Raw genomic sequence first — 19476 nt, forward strand, 5'->3', positions numbered from 1 at the left:
CACTAGTAAGTCACTGTTACAGCGACAGTATCAGTATAATCCGTAGCAACCTGAGCGGAGAGTTGATTGGCTGCGATTTCACCATAAACAGTGACGTCTTGAACTTCGCCATTACCGGTGCCTGCCACTGTATCTGTACCCGATGTATCACCCCAAGAACTGGTGTGCGCGGCATCACTGTATAGCCCATAATTAAGTACAGATGACGTTGTGGCACTGGTCAAAACTCGTATAGCGGTAGTCGCACCCGTCCCCGTACCTGCGCCAAGAGCCAAAACATAAGGTGCAGCATTGGTGCAAGTGATAGATAGAGTTGCCGTAGTATCGACGACTGCGCTACCTGTATAGGCAGGGAAAGCAAGTGGAGTGGTGGCAATGGTGCATGCTGACTCCACTGAAGCTGTAACAGCAATATTTGCACTCTGTGTTCCTGCGGCAAAACAGGTGGTAGAAATGGACGCACCAAGAATAACAATTGACAGAGCACTAACTTTGAAAGAAATTTTACTTAGCATTATAATTCCTTAAATAGAAAGAATGACGGTTTTATATTTTTAAAGGTAGATTTCATAGTAACGATAAACCATTTTATCTTAAATATTACATTTAAAGCACTTCAATTTCGGACAAAACAACTGCACTGTTGGCCATATAATTACTTCGACGAGAAATAGCATTAACAAAGAAAATACAAAGAAAACACAAAGATATATAGTGGTTTTTTTTAATAATCCTCATGAATAAGGTTTATTTATTAAGTTAAAAAAACAAATAAACTTAACAATGTCTTGCTATTATGGCTAAAACTAAAAATCACCTTTTGCTTCAATTTGGAGTTCTCTAAGCCAATATGGTATTGTTTGACCATTAAAAAGCGCTGAGTAAGAAGGATGTGGGAGAGGGAGTTGACCTGTGGTGACATCCATTCGATATTTATGTGGGGAAGTTATAATAAACTTTCTAAATACCCTTGCTAACTGTTGCCCGTCGTTTAACCCACCACGCCTGGCGATTTTATCGACAGGCAAATTACTGTCTACCAACTCCTGGCGTGCAAGCTCTAATCGCATTAGCAATAAGAAAAGATAAGGTGGATACTCCACTTCCGTCTTAAAATGACGACGAAAATTCCTCTCACTCATTGATAGAAAAGATGCTGAATTTTCCATAGTGATATTTTCATCAATGTGTTTAATCCACCATAAAATTATACGATGCGATATCGAATTAGGTCGAATGTCGATAGGGGGTACATCAGTAACGAGCATCAAGTTAGAACATTTTTTTGGACAAGGAATATGATGATGATTCTTGGGATAGGCGGCTTTTAACAACACATTAGCCAAGTCCAGCAAATTGACATTTTCACTCGTCGTTATAATATTCCCATCGATTTTTAAGGCGCTTAATGGATCGACACGTAATAGGGGGTATTCTTTTGCCAGTGATGCAGCGGCTGCTGTATGCGTCGTTACACTTCGGCGATTCAACAGACCTGCTTTTGCAAGCGTTAGTGTGCCTGAACCAAGCGCAACAATTTGCTTAGCTCTGGGGCATGCAGCCCGTAACCAATCTGATACTAATTCAGTGTTTTTATCATCTGTTTTTTTACTGTGCGTGATAATAAGTATGTCAGACTGAAAAACTTCCCGAGACTTAATCCTTTGACTATCCATAAAAATTAGGCTGGACGATGGGGAAAATATAATCCCTCCGCATAAAGAATAAATCTGAAGCGGGCTAGATGTACTTTTACAGTCTTTTAAATTCATAGGTTCTATGAGCGGCGTGATCAATTCTAGTAATCTGATAACCTCTCCCAGACAGCAACCTGACGAGATGAAGACTGTAATTTTTTTAATGTTCATATTCTCCATTTTATCAAAGTTAGTATAAACGTTTTTTCTTCACTCGCACGGGTATAACTATTACCTTACAACTTCCATACACTACAGTGTTCTATTGTGAGCAATACCCATACACAAATATGTTTATAATATCAAACCTGTCTTTTCTGTTTTTTAATTTTAAATATACGGTTACAACCTGGTAACTAAAATAACCGATAAGACGATATTCCGATAATGCACGGTTATAAATAAATGACATAGAGAAAATTGTGTTTAGACATAGAAATATAAACCGTTAACCGATTTTAGAGGAGTTCAAATTAGCTGCACATTAGGACGTAATAGCTTCAATTTCGGCCAAAGGTAGATATCCCCCTAAAGAAATTTCCAGGCATGACGATAACAATGCATTTTTTAAATGTCTCTTGGTTCCTGGTCCCACCGGCTTACTGAATAGCGCGAATTTAGAGGTGCAATTCCCTGGAAAATGAAGCCCCACTTCATTGCCCGGATGACTCTTGCGGGAAATGGAACACGGCTTATCACTGACGTTTGGTCGGCACCTTACGCGGTGCAACTATGATGCGCAGGTCGGAGAGGCTATAGCTATGATCCGTACTTTAAACAAATGACACGGGCAGGCATGCCAGAAAGTGTACGGATTGTCTGAGAAAGTGGCTGACAGGGGATCTTTTATCTCAATCGATTGATTCAACAAAGCCGCAGCAAAGGTGAAAGATGCGCAGTTAGTACTTTACGACCAAGGGGAACAGGCTTTTGCTTCTTTACTCCCAGAAGTGGGTGGCTGTACCGCGGTAGCCACCCTATCTGATGTTATAAACGCCGCTCAAAAATCTAGAATGAAGTCCATTCTTCATTCACCGTATTATTTCTTGTGGGAGAGACCAATGACTTTCTCGTTTTTGTCGCGGTTAAAAGGCCATCAAAGTTCCGCTCATTTGTGTGAGGGATTTTGACCTTAAATATGGCGACCATGTCGCCCAGCTTTTTCGCCTGTTGTTCCAGAGAAATCGCTGCAGCAGAGGATTCCTGAACCAGTGTGGCATTTTGTTGCGTGGTGGAATCCATCTCTGTTACGGCTTTACCTATCTGTTCAATTCCCTGGCTCTGTTCGATTGACGACGTCGATATTTCATCGATGAGCTGACTAACGTGGATCACTGACTGCACAATGTCCTCCATGCTTGCACCTGCACGACTGACCAACTCGGTGCCAGTACTAATGCGGGTAACTGAGTCATTAATCAACGACTCAATTTCTTTGGCCGCATTAGCGCTTCGCTGTGCCAGCGTTCTGACCTCACCGGCCACGACGGCAAAGCCCCTACCTTGTTCCCCTGCTCGCGCAGCTTCGACTGCGGCATTGAGAGCCAGGATGTTCGTCTGAAAGGCGATACTGTTGATCACGCTGATAATATCAGTGATTTTCTTTGAACTGTCGCCGATACCGTTCATGGTGAGTACCACTTGATTGACAATTTCACCGCCTTTTCGCGCATCATGGGTTGCGCTGGCAGCCAATTTACTCGCCTGGAGCGCATTATCCGCATTCAGCCTGACGGTGGAGGTCAGCTCTTCCATACTTGCCGCCGTTTCTACCACGGCAGCAGACTGCTGCTCCGTTCTGGACGCAAGATCCATATTACCGGCCGCGATCTGCGAAGAAGCACTCGCCAGGTGACTGACGCTCTCCCGTATACCCGTGATCATGTCGCACAATCTGGCGTTCATTGCACCCATGGTCTGCGTCAGTTTGCCCAGTTCATCAGTCGAATACGATGAAACCTCTGAGGTAAGATCCCCGCTGGTGATACGTTCCGCCAGTGCCAGATTTTCGCTGATAGGGCGCGTTATCTGCCGGGTGATGCCGCCTGCTGCCAGTAATCCGGCGATGACGGCGACGACCGAAAGCACGGAAATGAGCGTTATGGTATCCGTGATGACCTGATCATTGTTATGCTCCTGCGCTTTAATGAGAGCCACTGTTGCACTGTTCAGTGAATCGGCACCTTTCACCATGCTATCGGCAGCCCTTTGCGCTTCAGGCGCGGCAGAATAGTAAGCTTCTACGTTCATCTTCAGCTTTTGAATATAGGCCAACGCGGAAACAACCTGGGCTTTTTCTGCGTCAGGAAGTTGCGGGATGCTGGCGGAATAAAGCGAGTCTGCATCTTTGTAGGCCTTATCGAAATCCGTCAAGGTGTCATCGGTAGGTTTAGCGATGAGTGGACCCACGGTGTCGTGAAGCCTATCGAGGCCAATCGCAATCGCAAACAGCTTTTCGCGCACACCGTTATCAACAGCGCTATCCCGCATTGTTTTTTGCAGACCAACAAAGAAATGTTGACCATCGTCTGCGTTTATTGTGTTGGCCAGCGCATTGCTGTGAAGACTTTTTTCGTAATACACATCCCGTAACTGCTGAAAGCTATCTATTGTTTCAGCCAGCGTTTCAAATTTATTTTTAGTATCACCTTTCCAGTCAGTGCTGCTTTGTTGTTGTACGATCACCTGCATATTGTCGATATTTTCGCCATTCGCTTTCATCGCCTGCTCATCCCCATTAATCATATAGGTCAGTCGATTTCTTTTTGCAGTCTCCAGTAAGCGACCTATTTGATTAGATATTTCTGTCTTGGCCGCATTGTCCTTAATTGCCTTTAACGAGTAAATACTGTAAGCCGACATCGCCGTGGTAATTACAATCAATGTTATAAACCCAGAGAATAACTTCTTACCTATTGATAAGTTACTGAATGATAACTTCCCGAAAATCATATAAAATCCTTTGTTAACATATTAGTATGTTTTTGTAATATGCTTTCGCATTCCAAGAGTATTGTCTTTTTCTAGCTGGAATATTTATCGGCGGATAAAAAATTTACCTTAATACTTAATTAATGGAATCCCTAAAAAATAATTAACCAATTGATTATTATCATATTATTTTTCAAATCAAAGAATAATTGGGGTCCCCTTCAATTTCATGCATAAATTTTATCATCGGCAGTAGCAGGCGGACATTCACGTCAGCATCCATAGCGGAGGTTCGTGTTTTAGTCTAATTTTATTTATCCGATAGTTACACTGAAAGCCGCTGCCAGAAAGACATTAATAAATCAAAAATATTTAGTTTTAATACGATGCAGATCATTGGTTGAGAGAAAATAAATTTAAAGAAGTTAATCACATTGAAATAAGCTTGGTTGAATAAATCGGATTGAGTAAAAGATCCCCTGTCAGCCATTTCCTCAAACAATCCGTACACTTTCGGGCACGCACGCCCGGATCATGGCCATAGCCTCTCCAGGCTGCACATCATCGCTACGCAACGTCAGGCGAAATACTACGCGTTTGAGCATCAGTACGGTGGAAATAGCCAGCTTAGAATACTGTTGAGGACGTCCAAGCGAAGAGGCTTTTGACTTCGTCATATCAGGCCTGAATGGCCGGGTCATCAAGCCAGAAGTCAGCGAGCCCCGATTGATAAGTGCTTTTGTTATAGGCTGTCCAGTTGTTGATTTTGAATTTTTGTTTTGCCACGGGACACCGAGATATCGTCAGGATAGGTGATGCTCTGATCCTGATTACGGCCAAAAACTCGATTTATTCAACAAAGCCGGATTTAGGCTGAGGAAAGTAAGCGATAATGTCGCCACAGTTCATGTATCCCTACGTGAACTGTGGCTAATTTATAAACTTTTGCTTAATTTTTATGGTTTTCTGATTTGATCTTATAGATGCTTCTAAAAAACGACATTACACATCCAGTTCGGCGGTATCGCCTTTTTCCTGCAACCAGTTGCGGCGATCTTCAGAACGTTTCTTCGCCAAAAGCATATCCATCATGCGCAAGGTTTGATCAATACTCTCTTCGTCAATGGTCAGTTGCACCAAGCGGCGGGTATTCGGATCCAGCGTAGTTTCACGCAATTGTAGCGGGTTCATTTCGCCCAGACCTTTGAAGCGCTGGACGTTGGGTTTACCCTTTTTACGTTTCAGCTGATCCAGTACGCCCTCTTTTTCCTGCTCATCAAGCGCGTAAAATACTTCTTTGCCCAAATCGATGCGGTACAACGGCGGCATAGCCACATGGACGTGTCCACCGCGAACCAGAGCACGGAAGTGACGGACAAACAGCGCGCACAACAACGTAGCAATGTGCAGGCCGTCGGAGTCCGCATCCGCGAGGATACAAATCTTGCCGTAACGCAGTTGGCTCAAATCTTCGCTGTCGGGATCGATACCGATCGCCACCGAAATATCATGTACTTCCTGTGAAGCCAGCACTTCGTCTGAGGAGACTTCCCAGGTATTCAGGATCTTACCCTTGAGCGGCATGATCGCCTGATACTCACGATCGCGCGCTTGCTTGGCGGATCCACCTGCCGAGTCACCTTCCACCAGGAAGAGTTCGGTCATGTTGAGATCCTGCGAGGTACAGTCGGCCAGTTTACCTGGCAGCGCGGGACCACTGGTCAGCTTTTTACGCACCACCTTCTTGGCAGCACGCAACCGGCGCTGGGCGCTGGAAATGCACAGTTCTGCCAGTTGTTCAGCGGCCTGAACGTTCTGATTCAGCCACAGACTAAAGGCATCTTTCACGACGCCGGACACAAAGGCTGCGCACTGGCGTGAAGATAAACGTTCTTTGGTCTGACCCGCAAATTGGGGATCCTGCATCTTCACCGACAGCACATAGGCACAGCGCTCCCAGATATCTTCCGCCGACAACTTCACGCCGCGAGGAAGAATGTTGCGGAATTCGCAGAACTCGCGCATGGCATCCAGCAGACCCTGGCGCAAACCGTTAACGTGCGTCCCGCCCTGCATTGTTGGGATCAAGTTGACGTAGCTTTCGGTAAGCAGCTCCCCCCCTTCAGGCAGCCAGAGCAGCGCCCAGTCAACCGCTTCGGTATCACTGGCAAATACACCAACAAAAGCTTTTTCCGGTAGCGTGATAAGACCGTTGACCGCTTCCATCAGATAGTCCGTCAGACCATCTTGATAACACCATTGCTGCTCGGTGTTGTTCACATTGTCTTTGAAAACGATTTCAACACCAGGGCATAGAACGGCCTTGGCTTTTAGCAAATGGCTGAGGCGGCTGACGGAAAAACGTGGGCTGTCGAAGAAGCTGACATCTGGCCAGAAATGCACACGCGTACCGGTATTGCGTTTGCCACAGGTGCCGGTAACGTGCAGATCCTCAACTTTGTCGCCGTTCTCGAAGGCCATTTCATAGACTTCGCCGCCGCGTTTCACTGCGACTTCAACACGTGTTGAGAGGGCGTTAACCACGGAAATCCCCACGCCGTGCAGGCCGCCGGAGAACTGGTAGTTTTTGTTGGAGAATTTACCCCCCGCATGAAGCCGACAGAAAATCAGTTCGACTGCCGGTACTCCCTCTTCAAGGTGGATGTCCACCGGCATACCGCGGCCGTCATCGATGACTTCAAGAGACTGGTCAGCATGCAGAATCACTTCGATACGTTTGGCGTGACCGGCTAATGCCTCATCGACGCTGTTATCGATGACTTCCTGACCGAGGTGGTTTGGACGTGTGGTATCGGTATACATGCCGGGGCGGCGACGCACCGGTTCAAGACCGCTGAGGACCTCTATGGAATCCGCGTTATAAGTTGATTGGCTCATCGTAGAATATTCGTGGCTCATAGGTTGGGAAACATTCGTTGGGCGGGCGCTGCCGGATCTGCGGGTCGGAAAAACCTCTGGGGAAACTCACCCTGAGGATTCAGTCCGATGCCAGCCCCAGGAAATCAATAATCGGCGAAAAATAGCGTTCGAAGCCGACAAAAGTATGATTTCCCTCAGGTTCAACCGTCTGCCGGCAGGTGGTGTAATACGCCACGGCCTGACGGTAATCGAGGATTTCATCGCCCGTTTGCTGAAGTAACCACAGTAAATCTGGTGACTCCAGCGGCTCGACCTGCATGACTTTCAGGTCGTAAACGTGGCGTGACTCTAACACATATTGCTGCCCGGTGTAGGGGTTCTCATTCTGCCCGAGGTAGTCGATAAGAAGCTCAAAAGGCCGCACCGCAGGATTGACGACTACCGCCGGCACAGTAAAGCATTGGGACAGCCAGGTAGCGTAATAGCCGCCCAGCGAAGAGCCAACAATGCCCAGTTTTCGCCCGGATTTTTGCATCACCAGGGATTCAAGTTGCTCCGCGGCATCGGCAGGAAAAGGCGGCAACTGTGGCACCACCATTTCTATCTGCGGATGGTTTTCTGCCAACCAGTTTTTCAGCAACGTGGCCTTGGCAGACTCCGGTGAGCTATTGAACCCGTGCAGGTAGAGTAAAGTGCTCATTCGTAACCATCCGAGTCCGTATCAGGGCTGAACTCGTCCGTGTCCAGACGGCATACCTGCGTCTCGACACGACCATCAGGACAGAGGTCAAGATAGCGCCAGCCAGGTGCGGCCGTATCAATAGTAAAATTGGTACAGTGCGGTTTGAACTGTACACAGGTCGACGGTGTGGCATACAGCCGTTTTCCGTACCAGTCGAGATCCAGCTCCTGATGAATATGTCCGCAAAGCAAGGTGCTGACCTTCGGATAGCGCATCAACACATTAGCCAGCATGTGCGCATTGCGCAAACTGTGCTGGTCAAGCCAGGTACAACCTGAAGGTAATGGATGGTGATGCAGCATGATCAAGGTGAAACGGTCGGGGTAAGCATCCAGGCAGCGTTCCATCCATTCGAGCTGATACTCACTGACATGACCATGTGGTACGCCGAACACCTGCGTGTCGAGTAGCAAAACTTGCCAGAGATCACCGAGCAACACCTGCTTAGAGGGATGAATACCCGCGGCTTGCAAAGCATCGACCATCGCGGGCTGGAAGTCGTGATTTCCAGGCAGCCAGACACAAGGCGCAAGCAGTTCATTAATGCCCTGAGCAAAGTGATGGTAGGCTTCAATGGATTGATCCTGAGCCAAATCGCCGGTCGCTGCGATGATGTCGACCTCGCGGTTTTGTGCTTTTATTGCGTCCAGCACAGCGCGATAGCTGCGGAAGGTATTCACACCCAACAACGTTTCGTGCTCACCGGCGAAGAGATGAGTATCTGTAACTTGCAGAATTCTGACTTTGGCCCCATTCACCAAAGGCAGTTTAAACAGGCTTTCCAAGTAGTGTCCTTTGTTATGAAGTCTGTCTAACAAACCGGAACGGCCATCGCTCCATGCGTAAGGCAATATCGCAGCCAGTCCGCAAGGAACTGGTTAATTTGATGCTTTTCATCACGCTGATGCAACTTTTTATTAGGATAATCATAGCGTGCTTTGAAGCGAAATATCTGCTGGCTTGCACACACTTCGGCAACCATAGCATCATGATAAAGACGCACGGTTAGTGAAGGCAGACTCCAGTAACTGACCGCCGGAGCGATTTGATTTATCTCAACCAAGGTGGTGTAACGCGTAGACTCAATAATGGTCAGACGGTACGTGGCGCTACTCACCTGATAAGTTGCCATTTCGCCAACTTCATCATTACGCGGCATTAAACGGCGCAGTTGTGCGAAATTGGTTTCACACAACCTCATCATCTCAGGAAAATCAGGGGTATAGCGCTTAATCATCAGTGGGACCACTCTTTTCTCAGGGATTCATGGTGTAGAGCCAGCCATTGCAAAGCAATCACTGACGCAGCGTTATCGATGACTCCATCTTCCACCCAGTGGTAAGCTTGTTCACGAGTTACCACATGCACGCGGATGTCCTCGTTTTCAGCCGCCAGGCCGTGAATGCCCTCTGCCGTTGTCGCATCGACTTCGCCGACCAATATTGACAAACGTTCGCTGGTACCTCCGGGACTGGCCAGGTAGCTCAGCGCGGGCTTACAGCGCCCAACAACGATATTAGCCTCTTCCAGCGCTTCGCGTCGGGCCACGTCTTCCACTGTTTCGCCCTCTTCAATGATACCGGCGACCATTTCCAGAAGCCATGGGGTATCACTGGAATCAATCGATGGAATACGGATTTGTTCAATAAGTACAACTTCGTCACGCTGAGGATCATAGGGCAACAATACCGCTGCGTGGCCACGTTCGAAAACTTCCCGTACCACTTCACCACTCATTTCGCCACTAAACAGACGATGGCGAAAACGGTAGGCAATAATGGAAAAAAAACCTTTATATCGCGTCTCACGCGTAATAATTTCTACATCATTCTGGCCGAAAGTAACCGGTGAATCTTTTAATGAAGTCATCTCGCTTCCTTCTTATTTCTTGATACCGACAGATTATCGTCATTTGAGGTCAATTTGATGAAAATGCGCTAATAATAATCAAGCAAGTTTGTGGTAGATTGAAACTAATTTAGGCGTTAAGGCACGTTAAGACACTCAGTCCTTCCGCCAGTCTCTGATAGAATCTTGGTCTATTGATATTTTGACAGCGCCACCATAACAACATTGCTGCACAACAAGGAATGCAAATGAAGAAAATGCTCCCCCTTCTAATCGGACTGGGCCTGGGCGGCTTTAGTGCGATGAGCCAGGCTGAAAACCTAATGCAGGTCTACCAGCAAGCCAGGGAAAGTAACCCGGATCTGCGCAAATCCGCCGCTGACCGTGATGCTGCATTCGAAAAAATTAACGAATCGCGCAGCCCTTTATTACCGCAACTCGGCTTGGGTGCGGATTATGATTATACCAACGGCTATCGCGATGCGAACGGTGTTAACAGCAATGTGACCAGCGCTTCCCTGCAATTAACTCAGACCATTTTTGATATGTCAAAATGGCGAGCACTGACTCTGCAGGAAAAAACAGCTGGCATTCAGGACGTCACTTTCCAAACTGCGCAGCAAACCTTAATTCTGAATTCAGCGACGGCGTATTTCAACGTATTGAGCGCGATTGATTCCCTGTCTTACACTGAAGCTGAGAAACAGTCTGTCTATCGCCAGTTAGATCAAACAACCCAGCGTTTCAACGTTGGTCTTGTTGCTATTACTGACGTTCAAAACGCCCGTTCGCAATACGACACCGTGTTGGCCAATGAAGTGACTGCGCGTAATAACCTCGACAACGCATTGGAATCTTTGCGTGAAGTCACCGGCGTTTACTACCCGCAACTCTCTTCGCTGAATATCGACCGTTTTAACACCCAACGCCCGCAGCCGGTCGCCAGTCTGTTGAAAGAAGCAGAAAGCCGCAACCTGAGCTTACTGTCTGCCCGCTTGTCACAAGATTTAGCCCGTGAGCAGATCCGTTACTACCAGACCGGCCACATGCCAACGGTAGACCTGACGGCATCCACTGGCTTGAGCAACACTAAGTACAACGGTTCAAAAACCGAAAATAACTCAAGTTATAACGACAGTGATGCAGGCCAGAATAAAATTGGGATTAGCTTCTCTCTGCCACTGTATAGCGGCGGCTCGGTGACCTCTCAGGTCAAACAGGCGCAATACAACTTTGTTGGCGCTAGCGAGCAGTTGGAAAGCACGCACCGTTCGATGGTTCAGACTGTACGTTCTTCCTTCAACAACATTTCTGCATCTATCAGCAGCATCAACGCTTACAAACAAGCCGTTGTTTCTGCGCAAAGTTCATTCGACGCGATGGAGGCCGGTTACCAGGTGGGTACCCGTACCATCGTTGACGTGTTGGATGCGACCACGACTCTGTATAACGCCAAACAACAGCTGTCATCAGCACGTTACAACTACCTGATCAATGAGTTAAATATTAAATCGGCATTAGGTACATTGAACGAGAATGATCTCTTGGCGCTGAATGGTGCATTAGGCAAACCGATCCCGACCACTCCTGACGCCGTTGCCCCGGAAAATCCGCAACAGGATGCGTCTGCTGACGGCTACGGCCAAAATCAGAATGCGGCTTCGGCCAAAAACAGTATGCAAGCTGAAAAGGTGAGTTCGCCGGTCATCAAGCGGACGTCGAAGGCCACCAACAGCACCAAAAAAAGCGGTAATCCGTTCCAAAATTGATCCGGCTATACGCCAAATCATTCGAGGTGCATCAAGGCAGCAAGAGAAGGGACCCCGATAAGCTTAGTAAACGAAGTGGTTCGGGTGAATGAAGGCCGCCAACAAAGATGTAACGTAAAGTATAACGGTTATCACCGTTTTTCGACCTGAGCAGCCTGAAAGGCTGCTTTTTTTTGCTCACGTCACAGCCTTTCGTAAAGTCTCGTAACAATTGCCCCTGACTGCTTTAACATTAATCGTCTTTCACCTATTCTTACGCACTACTGGGAAAGGGCAAAAAAGCCCTATACATGGGATATATTCGATGAAACGGACACAAAACATCAATCTGGCTACCTTCCGTAAATCCTGGCGTAGCTATCGCATCACCCCTGTCGCTATTGCCGTCAGCGCCGTATTTATGCTTTCCGCTTGTGAAAAAACCGATGAAACCGTCTCGCTGTACCAAAACGTAGACGATTGTTCAAAAGCCAACCCGTCAAACAGTGCGCAATGTACTGCGGCTTATAATGCTGCCAAAAAAGAAGCTGAGAAAACCGCCCCGAAATATGCCAGCCGTGAAGAGTGTGTGGCTGAATTCGGCGAAGGTCAGTGTACTCAAACGCCTGCTCAGGCTGGCATGGCCGCTCAACCGCAGCAAAGTGGCAGCTTCTGGATGCCATTGATGGCTGGCTACATGATGGGACGTATGATGGGCGGCGGCGCGGGCTTTACTCAGCAACCGCTGTTCACCTCAAAAAATGCCGCCAGCCCGGCTAACGGCAAATTCGTTGATGCCACGGGTAAAAGCTACGGTCCGGCAACCGCAGGCGGGCGCACCATGAACGTGCCGAAAACTGCCATGGCACCAAAACCGGCGACCACCAGCACCGTAACGCGTGGTGGCTTCGGTGAGAGCGTAGCAAAACAGAACACCATGCAGCGCAGTTCGGCCTCCAACACACGTTCACCATCACGCAGTATGGGTGGCTAAGAGGCCGTCATGAAACGTTTAGCGATTGCAGAGCGCCCAGACTGGCGTGAAAAAGCCACTGAGTTTGGCTTCAATTTTCACACCATGTATGGCGAGCCGTACTGGTGTGAAGATGCTTACTATCAGTTCACGTTGGCGCAGATAGAAGAGATCGAAGAGGCTACCGCAGACATCCACCAGATGTGTTTGAAAGTGGTCGAGAAAGTCATCGGCGACGATACGTTGATGGCAAAATTTCAGATCCCAAAACACGTCTGGGAGTTTGTCCGCAGTTCATGGCGTACCCAGCAACCCTCACTCTATTCCCGCCTGGACCTGGCCTACGACGGTGTTAATCCACCGAAGTTGCTGGAGAACAATGCCGATACACCGACCTCGCTGTATGAAGCAGCTTTCTTCCAGTGGTTGTGGCTGGAAGACCAAATTGCCGCAGGCAAACTGCCGCAAGATGCTGACCAGTTCAACAGCATGCAGGAAAAATTGATCGAGCGTTTCAGCGAACTGAAAAACCAACACGGTTTCTCATTGCTGCACTTCGCCTGCTGTGAAGACACAGAGGAAGATCGCGGTACGGTGCAATATTTGCAAGATTGTGCGCTGGAAGCAGAACTCGCCAGTGAGTTCATGTTCATTGAAGAGATCGGCCTTGGCGAACGTGGTCAATTTACCGATCCGCAGGATCAAGTGATTAGCAATCTGTTCAAACTCTATCCGTGGGAATTCATGTTCCGCGAGATATTCTCCACTAAGCTGGAAGATGCAGGAGTACGCTGGCTGGAACCGGCCTGGAAAGCTATTATTTCTAACAAGGCCTTGCTGCCGATGTTATGGAAAATGTTCCCGGATCACCCCAATCTACTGCCGGCTTTTTTCGCAGAAGATGCACACCCGGAAATGGATCACTATGTGATCAAGCCGTTATTTTCCCGCGAAGGTGCCAATATCCGCATTATCGAAAAAGGCCAGGAAGTCGCGCACGTTGATGGTCCTTACGGTGAAGAAGGTATGATCGTCCAGCAATTCCATCACCTGCCGCAGTTCGGTGACAGCTATACGCTGATCGGCAGTTGGCTGATCAACGATCAACCCTGCGGTATTGGCCTGCGCGAAGATAAAGCACTCATCACACAGGACCTGTCACGTTTTTATCCGCATGTGATCGTCGGTTAATGCTTAGGATCGAAATAAAAAAGGAGAGCGAATCATGTCACTCTCCTTTTTTATGGGCAAATTAACTTATACACTTATTCACTCGCGTCGCGAGTAAGCCGACAAACGAACGGATCCTGATGAGCTGACTTAGGTCAGTCAATCGGGTGAGAAAATGCAATCAACGCACCGGCAACTTACTTAAAAGAAGACGGTTATATTAGCCGAGTTGGACTGACAGCATACTCAGCGATCCCATCACAATACCGTCAGTTGGTGTCTCGATCGCCTCTTCGCCATCCCATGCACCTAATATATACAGCAGCGGCAAATAGTGCTCGACGGATGGATTAGATAGCTCTGCCCCTTCATGTTGCATAAAGTTGACCAGTGGATGGTCTTTGGCCGCGCCTTTCCAACTCAGATTATCCAACACGTACTGGTTAAAGGAGACAGCCCAAGGATAAGGCTCTGTGTTACCTTCCCACTTAACCATCCTCAGGTTATGCACCACGTTACCACTGGCAACAATCATCACGCCTTCGTCGCGCAGCGCGGCCAGTTTTTTGCCGATCTGATAGTGATATTCCGCCGGTTGCGTTCCGTCGATGCTGAGCTGCACCACCGGAATATCCGCATCAGGATACATCTTGATCAACACGCCCCACGTCCCGTGATCCAAACCCCACTCACTGGTATCTGCAGTGACGTTGATCGGCTTAAGCAGTTCCTGCAACTGTTTAGCCAGCGCAGGTGAACCCGGCGCAGGATAACGCTTGTCGAACAACGCCTGCGGGAAACCACCAAAGTCATGGATGGTGCGCGGATTTTCCATCGCGGTAACCGCCGTACCCCGGGTAAACCAGTGAGCCGATACGGCCACAATAGCTTTCGGACGCGGCACGGTTTCGCCGAGTTTCTGCCATGCACGGGTGTAAATATTGTCTTCGAGTGCGTTCATTGGGCTGCCGTGACCTAAAAAAAAGGCAGGCATGCGAGGGGAAGTCATAACGTTTTCCTTACCGCAAAGTTAAAGAGTGGCAGCTGCCAAAAAATAGCTTCTGCGCGATGAGAATACGGTACTCTTTTTCTGGGTGGCACACAGCCGGATAACGGTGATGAAGTTATTCAATAAATTTGAATGCATCAGATATGAAAAAGGCCACACAAGGTGGCCTTTCTATGTTGCCAAAATAATTCAGCTGGCTTGTTGCGTCTGGGCCTGACGATAGGCAACCAGATCTTCAATAGTGAGTACGGTGATATCGTGTTTCTTGGCAAAGGCGATCGCTTCTGGCGCATGCGCCATGCTGCCGTCGTCATTGGTCAGTTCACACAGGACACCAAAAGGTTTCAGCCCTGCCAGAGTCGCCAGATCGATGGATGCTTCGGTGTGGCCACCACGGGTCAGCACGCCGCCCGCTTGGGCGCGCAGCGGGAAGACATGCCCAGGACGGTTGAGATCAGAAGGTTTAGCATTGTCTTTAATTGCCGCGCGGATCGTGGTGAGACGATCAGCGGCAGACACACCGGTTGTCACGCCTTCGGCGGCTTCGATGGTTACGGTAAACGCCGTCTGGAACTGGCTGGAGTTGTGCTCAACCATCATCGGCAAGTCGAGCTTTTTACGGCTGTCTTCGTTCATGGTAAGGCAAACAATGCCGCTACCATGGCGGATCGTCAGCGCCATTTGCTCAACGGTCATGGTTTCGGCGGCAAATATTAAGTCGCCTTCGTTTTCACGATCTTCGTCATCCAGTACCATTACACCGCGTCCATTGCGCAATGCATCAAGTGCACGCTCAACGCGTTGAACCGGCGTACCAAATTCGGAAAGTAGGGTCTGATTCATGGTAAAAATAACCTCATAGACTGTATATAAAATACATGGATTACCAGAATCAGGGCATCTTGAGGAGTATCACTGTGGCGCGATAGCGTCGTGCATGAATCATGCTGCAGTGTTAAAAAAATAACGCAGCAGGCAAAGTTATGCCTGGCTTGAATCGTTACTCTCTCCCATCCGGACTTTAACCGTCGGCCCCGGAATTACACCGGATCTGCTGACCTCTAACCTTGGAAGGTTGAGCGCTCGCGGGCTTCCACGTAGAAGGGGGATTGTGATCCCTCCAATATTCTGTGGTTTACCGCCGGTGGGGACTTTCACCCCGCCCTGAGAATAAGCATGTCAACTATAACGCCATTAAAAGATCAGAGCAATGTGTCGAATGACCGATTAATGCCTTAGGAGAGGTTTATAGAATCCGCATCTACGATTACACTAGGCATCATCGCCGAATTAGAAATAAGGTATAAAACATGATTGACCCAAAGAAAATTGAACAGATTGCCCGTCAAGTTCACGAGTCTATGCCAAAAAGTATTCGCGAATTTGGCGAGGATGCCGAGAAGAAAATTCGTCAGGTGTTGCAGGCGCAGTTCAGCCGCATGGATCTCGTCAATCGTGAAGAGTTTGATGTGCAGACTCAAGTGCTGCTGCGCACCCGCGAGAAACTCGTGGCAATGGAGCAGCGTCTGACTGAGCTGGAAGGCAAACTGACTGTGGCAGAAAAGCCACAGGATCCGGTTTAAGTTTACCCCATTAGCACACCGTAAAGAGGCCTGCTTTGCTGGCCTCTTTACGAGAAAGGGAAACATTACTCAGCCTGTAACGTTGCCCGGGGTTTCGGCAACACGCCCCATAAGAGAGCGAATATCAGCAAGGCATACAACGACTTCCAACCCACCATCGCCAGTAACACACAGCACAGCAGGCTACCGAGCAACGCCATCCCCCTTGATCGCCCTTTCAGTAATCGCCATCCTGCCAACATGCACAGCAAATAAATCAGAATAAAGATGCCGTTAGCATAGACAATCAGCGCACCGAGCGGCAGATTCAACCAGTAAATCAGCAGTGTGAACAGCACACAGCTACCCACCACGGCGTTCAACGCGGCGACCGGAACCCGCTGGGCGGAGAGCTTAGCCAGAGGGCTTTTCGGCTTGAGTTGTGCCTGTGACCACACCAACCGGGCAAAACTTTGCGTGTAGATATTCACGCTGGCAAAACAGGCCAGATAGCCAATGATACAGGCTACCCACAGCGCATGTTGGCCGAACAGCTGCACCACAATGCCGGGCAGTGACGCCGCCGCCTCGCGGCCTTCGCCCCAGGCGTGGAACTTCAACACTGCTACTGTACAACCCCAGTACACCGCGCCCGCCACCAGCATGCCAATGAGCAGCGCACGCGGGAAATCACGCTCAGGGTGACGAAACTCGGTCGCCAAATGGGCAAAGGCTTCCAGCCCAACAAAGCACCAGAACATCACGGCCAACGCATCAAACAGTGAGAGCGGGGAGATATCCTGCAATTTGGGCAGCGGGATCTGGCTGAACGTGATATCGCCCTTCCACCAGATCGCCACCATTAGCCCGACCACCAAAAAAGCGATCAGCGTCTGAATATTGGCACTCGAACCGGCGCTGCGGGTACCGAGAAACCAGATCGCAAACAGTGTCCCGAGTTGTACCAGCAGCAGATTCAAGCTGCTCCAGCCAAAGGCTGCCTGCCAGAATCCTGCCGCAATATGCAGCGCGGCAGGCAATCCAACAGGAATAACAGAGAGAAAAAGCCAGCCAGTGACCCGCGCCATATGTGGGCCAAAGGCCATACCGACAAAATGTGCCGCACCGCCCGCACTGGGAAAGTGCCGACCTAACGCGGCAAAGCCGATGGCAATAGGGAAGACGAGCAAGATTAACACCGGCCAGGCCCACAGGCTGTCGTATTGCGCCAATTGTGCAGCCAGTGCAGGCACCGCGAAAACCCCCGTCCCCAGCAAAGAGGTAGAGAGCAATCCGACGCCCTGAGCCAGCCCCAATTCCTGTTTTAGTCCACTCACAAACGCCTCACTTGCGCAGGGTTTAGCCAATAAAATAAAGGCCCGGCACAATGCCAGGCCTTCGCTTCTCACCGTCGATCAATGCCGCACATTAATCCTGTGCTTTGATCTGATTAATAATTTTGGTGGTGGATAAGCCGTCTTCGAAGTTGAGGATCCGCACATCTCCTCCGTTGGCCCAAACTTCCTCGCAGCCGGCGATTTGCTCAGGTTTGTAATCGCCACCTTTGACCAGCAGATCCGGCAGGATCTCGGCGATCAGGCGTTGTGGAGTATCTTCTTCAAATGCGACCACCCAATCGACCGCACCCAGCGCGCCAAGCACGATCATACGGTTTTGCAACAGATTGACCGGACGGCTGTCGCCCTTCAGGCGCTTGGTAGAAGCATCGCTGTTGACGGCCACAATCAGACGGTCGCCGAGCTTACGGGCATTCGCCAGATAGGAGACGTGTCCGGCATGCAGGATGTCGAAGATGCCGTTAGTCATCACCACTTTTTCACCGCGCTGACGGGCCATTGTCACGGCCGCTTTCAGTTCGGTTTCAGTCATGATGCCAAAACCGACGTCAGATCGCCCGCCGATAGCATTCTCAAGTTCAACAGGAGAAACAGTTGAGGTGCCGAGCTTGCCGACCACGACACCCGCTGCTGCGTTAGCGAGAAAGCAAGACTCTTCCAATGAATTGCCAGCGGCGAGGGCCGCCGCCAGTACGCCAATAACCGTGTCACCTGCACCGGTCACGTCATACACTTCCTGCGCCTGCGTTGGCAGATGTAGCGGTTCTTTACCCGGTTGCAGCAAGGTCATTCCATGTTCGGAACGGGTGATCAGCAACGCCGAAAGCTCAAAATCAGCGACCAGCTTCATGCCACGGGAGACAATCTCTGTTTCATCTTTACAGCGTCCGACCACGGCTTCGAACTCGGACAGATTCGGCGTCAGCAACGTTGCACCGCGATATCGCTCAAAATCAGAACCTTTTGGATCGACCAACACCGGGACACCGGCTTTTTTTGCCAGTTGGATCATCGGCTGAACGTCGGTCAGCGCGCCTTTGGCATAATCAGACAGTACCAGCGCGCCCGTTTTCGGCAGTGCATGTTCGATTTTTCTCAGCATAGGCTGAAGATCAACACCTTCAAAACCCTCTTCGAAGTCGAGGCGGAGCAGTTGCTGATTGCGTGAAAGCACACGCAATTTGGTAATGGTCGGATGGGTCGGTAACGCCACGAAATCACATTGAACATTCACTTCATCCAGACGTTGGCTCAGCGCACGGGCAGCATCATCAACGCCGGTGATCCCAATCAGGCGCGATTCGGCCCCAAGGGACGCAATGTTCATCGCCACGTTGGCCGCACCACCAGGGCGCTCCTCAATAGTGTTGACTTTCACAACCGGCACCGGCGCTTCCGGCGAAATACGGTTCGTCGGACCATACCAGTAGCGATCTAACATTACGTCACCCACCACCAGCACACCGGCACGGTGAAAATCAGGCAGAGTCACTTTCATCCCATACTCCAAAACAGGTAAAACCTGACATAAAAATAGTGCGGGGATAATATCACAAGC

16 protein-coding genes, 1 pseudogene and 1 riboswitch are annotated in these 19476 nt (G+C 49.3%); of the genes and pseudogenes, 4 read left to right on the top strand and 13 right to left on the bottom strand.

Features of this window, described 5'->3' with window-relative positions:
• Window positions 1-2: 2 nt before the first annotated feature.
• The 9 genes and pseudogenes from IEV89_RS08775 to nudF all read right to left on the bottom strand — a co-directional run bounded on the left by IEV89_RS08775 (window position 3) and on the right by nudF (window position 10119).
• Window positions 3-515, bottom strand: coding sequence for a Csu type fimbrial protein (locus IEV89_RS08775; RefSeq protein WP_188472609.1), 513 nt, complete (start codon window positions 513-515; stop codon window positions 3-5).
• 291 nt (window positions 516-806) lie between these two features.
• On the bottom strand, window positions 807-1868 hold the full coding sequence (locus IEV89_RS08780) for a helix-turn-helix domain-containing protein (RefSeq protein WP_188472611.1): 1062 nt from the start codon (window positions 1866-1868) through the stop codon (window positions 807-809).
• Window positions 1869-2705: 837 nt separating this feature from the next.
• Entirely contained in the window at window positions 2706-4442 is a 1737-nt protein-coding gene (locus tag IEV89_RS21950; RefSeq protein WP_188472613.1) for a methyl-accepting chemotaxis protein, read from the bottom strand.
• Window positions 4443-5194: 752 nt separating this feature from the next.
• Window positions 5195-5414, bottom strand: a pseudogene (locus IEV89_RS08790) (transposase); the annotation flags it as partial.
• Between the two features lie 216 nt (window positions 5415-5630).
• Window positions 5631-7526 (bottom strand): DNA topoisomerase IV subunit B, encoded by a 1896-nt coding sequence (gene parE / locus IEV89_RS08795; protein WP_188472615.1) that lies wholly within the window; start codon window positions 7524-7526, stop codon window positions 5631-5633.
• Window positions 7527-7626: 100 nt separating this feature from the next.
• A complete protein-coding gene (gene yqiA / locus IEV89_RS08800) occupies window positions 7627-8208 on the bottom strand; it encodes an esterase YqiA (protein WP_188472617.1) in 582 nt (193 codons plus the stop codon).
• The gene (gene cpdA, locus IEV89_RS08805) at window positions 8205-9035 is read right to left on the bottom strand and encodes a 3',5'-cyclic-AMP phosphodiesterase (RefSeq protein ID WP_188472619.1); all 831 of its coding nucleotides are present in this window, start codon (window positions 9033-9035) and stop codon (window positions 8205-8207) included. The genes yqiA and cpdA overlap by 4 nt, the downstream gene beginning before the upstream one ends.
• A 26-nt stretch (window positions 9036-9061) precedes the next feature.
• On the bottom strand, window positions 9062-9484 hold the full coding sequence (locus tag IEV89_RS08810) for a DUF1249 family protein (protein ID WP_188473242.1): 423 nt from the start codon (window positions 9482-9484) through the stop codon (window positions 9062-9064).
• Window positions 9485-9486: 2 nt separating this feature from the next.
• Complete coding sequence (gene nudF, locus IEV89_RS08815; protein ID WP_188472622.1) at window positions 9487-10119, bottom strand: ADP-ribose diphosphatase; 633 nt, start codon at window positions 10117-10119, stop codon at window positions 9487-9489.
• 227 nt (window positions 10120-10346) lie between these two features.
• Here nudF and tolC point away from each other — a divergent pair, with 227 nt between their 5' ends.
• The 3 genes from tolC (at window position 10347) to IEV89_RS08830 (ending at window position 14010) form a co-directional block, all read left to right on the top strand.
• Window positions 10347-11867 carry an outer membrane channel protein TolC gene (gene tolC, locus IEV89_RS08820; RefSeq protein WP_188472624.1) on the top strand — a complete coding sequence of 507 codons (1521 nt, stop codon included), beginning with the start codon at window positions 10347-10349 and terminating at the stop codon, window positions 11865-11867.
• Between the two features lie 304 nt (window positions 11868-12171).
• Window positions 12172-12840, top strand: a complete 669-nt coding sequence (locus IEV89_RS08825) for a DUF1190 family protein (protein WP_188472626.1) — start codon at window positions 12172-12174, stop codon at window positions 12838-12840.
• 9 nt (window positions 12841-12849) lie between these two features.
• The gene (locus tag IEV89_RS08830) at window positions 12850-14010 is read left to right on the top strand and encodes a glutathionylspermidine synthase family protein (RefSeq protein ID WP_188472628.1); all 1161 of its coding nucleotides are present in this window, start codon (window positions 12850-12852) and stop codon (window positions 14008-14010) included.
• Between the two features lie 199 nt (window positions 14011-14209).
• On the opposite strand, the gene ygiD is transcribed toward IEV89_RS08830, so the two are convergent.
• Together ygiD and ribB are read right to left on the bottom strand one after the other, a co-directional pair.
• Window positions 14210-14998, bottom strand: coding sequence for a 4,5-DOPA-extradiol-dioxygenase (gene ygiD, locus IEV89_RS08835; protein ID WP_188472630.1), 789 nt, complete (start codon window positions 14996-14998; stop codon window positions 14210-14212).
• Window positions 14999-15187: 189 nt separating this feature from the next.
• Window positions 15188-15841: a 3,4-dihydroxy-2-butanone-4-phosphate synthase gene (gene ribB / locus IEV89_RS08840; protein WP_188472632.1), complete on the bottom strand. Its 654-nt coding sequence runs from the start codon at window positions 15839-15841 to the stop codon at window positions 15188-15190.
• 155 nt (window positions 15842-15996) lie between these two features.
• Window positions 15997-16174: riboswitch (FMN riboswitch) on the bottom strand.
• A gap of 134 nt (window positions 16175-16308) precedes the next feature.
• On the opposite strand from ribB, the gene ubiK reads away from it, so the two are divergent.
• Window positions 16309-16581, top strand: a complete 273-nt coding sequence (ubiK, locus tag IEV89_RS08845) for a ubiquinone biosynthesis accessory factor UbiK (RefSeq protein ID WP_188472634.1) — start codon at window positions 16309-16311, stop codon at window positions 16579-16581.
• Window positions 16582-16646: 65 nt separating this feature from the next.
• Here ubiK and yjeH read toward each other — a convergent pair whose 3' ends face one another.
• Both yjeH and hldE read right to left on the bottom strand, forming a co-directional pair.
• Complete coding sequence (gene yjeH, locus IEV89_RS08850) at window positions 16647-17897, bottom strand: L-methionine/branched-chain amino acid transporter (protein WP_188472636.1); 1251 nt, start codon at window positions 17895-17897, stop codon at window positions 16647-16649.
• Between the two features lie 91 nt (window positions 17898-17988).
• Window positions 17989-19416 carry a bifunctional D-glycero-beta-D-manno-heptose-7-phosphate kinase/D-glycero-beta-D-manno-heptose 1-phosphate adenylyltransferase HldE gene (gene hldE / locus IEV89_RS08855; RefSeq protein WP_188472637.1) on the bottom strand — a complete coding sequence of 476 codons (1428 nt, stop codon included), beginning with the start codon at window positions 19414-19416 and terminating at the stop codon, window positions 17989-17991.
• Between the last annotated feature and the right edge of the window lie 60 nt (window positions 19417-19476).

It is taken from the genome of Hafnia psychrotolerans (assembly GCF_014639435.1).
Lineage (GTDB): Bacteria > Pseudomonadota > Gammaproteobacteria > Enterobacterales > Enterobacteriaceae > Ewingella > Ewingella psychrotolerans.

What these genes read in the sequence shown, in the direction of transcription:
- IEV89_RS08775 (WP_188472609.1), bottom strand. Translation starts at nt 515, where the DNA reads ATGCTAAGTAAAATTTCTTTCAAAGTTAGTGCTCTGTCAATTGTTATT.
- IEV89_RS08780 (WP_188472611.1), bottom strand. Translation starts at nt 1,868, where the DNA reads ATGAACATTAAAAAAATTACAGTCTTCATCTCGTCAGGTTGCTGTCTG.
- IEV89_RS21950 (WP_188472613.1), bottom strand. Translation starts at nt 4,442, where the DNA reads ATGATTAATGGGGATGAGCAGGCGATGAAAGCGAATGGCGAAAATATC.
- parE (WP_188472615.1), bottom strand. Translation starts at nt 7,526, where the DNA reads ATGAGCCAATCAACTTATAACGCGGATTCCATAGAGGTCCTCAGCGGT.
- yqiA (WP_188472617.1), bottom strand. Translation starts at nt 8,208, where the DNA reads ATGAGCACTTTACTCTACCTGCACGGGTTCAATAGCTCACCGGAGTCT.
- nudF (WP_188472622.1), bottom strand. Translation starts at nt 10,119, where the DNA reads ATGACTTCATTAAAAGATTCACCGGTTACTTTCGGCCAGAATGATGTA.
- tolC (WP_188472624.1), top strand. Translation starts at nt 10,347, where the DNA reads ATGAAGAAAATGCTCCCCCTTCTAATCGGACTGGGCCTGGGCGGCTTT.
- IEV89_RS08825 (WP_188472626.1), top strand. Translation starts at nt 12,172, where the DNA reads ATGAAACGGACACAAAACATCAATCTGGCTACCTTCCGTAAATCCTGG.
- IEV89_RS08830 (WP_188472628.1), top strand. Translation starts at nt 12,850, where the DNA reads ATGAAACGTTTAGCGATTGCAGAGCGCCCAGACTGGCGTGAAAAAGCC.
- ygiD (WP_188472630.1), bottom strand. Translation starts at nt 14,998, where the DNA reads ATGACTTCCCCTCGCATGCCTGCCTTTTTTTTAGGTCACGGCAGCCCA.
- ribB (WP_188472632.1), bottom strand. Translation starts at nt 15,841, where the DNA reads ATGAATCAGACCCTACTTTCCGAATTTGGTACGCCGGTTCAACGCGTT.
- ubiK (WP_188472634.1), top strand. Translation starts at nt 16,309, where the DNA reads ATGATTGACCCAAAGAAAATTGAACAGATTGCCCGTCAAGTTCACGAG.
- hldE (WP_188472637.1), bottom strand. Translation starts at nt 19,416, where the DNA reads ATGAAAGTGACTCTGCCTGATTTTCACCGTGCCGGTGTGCTGGTGGTG.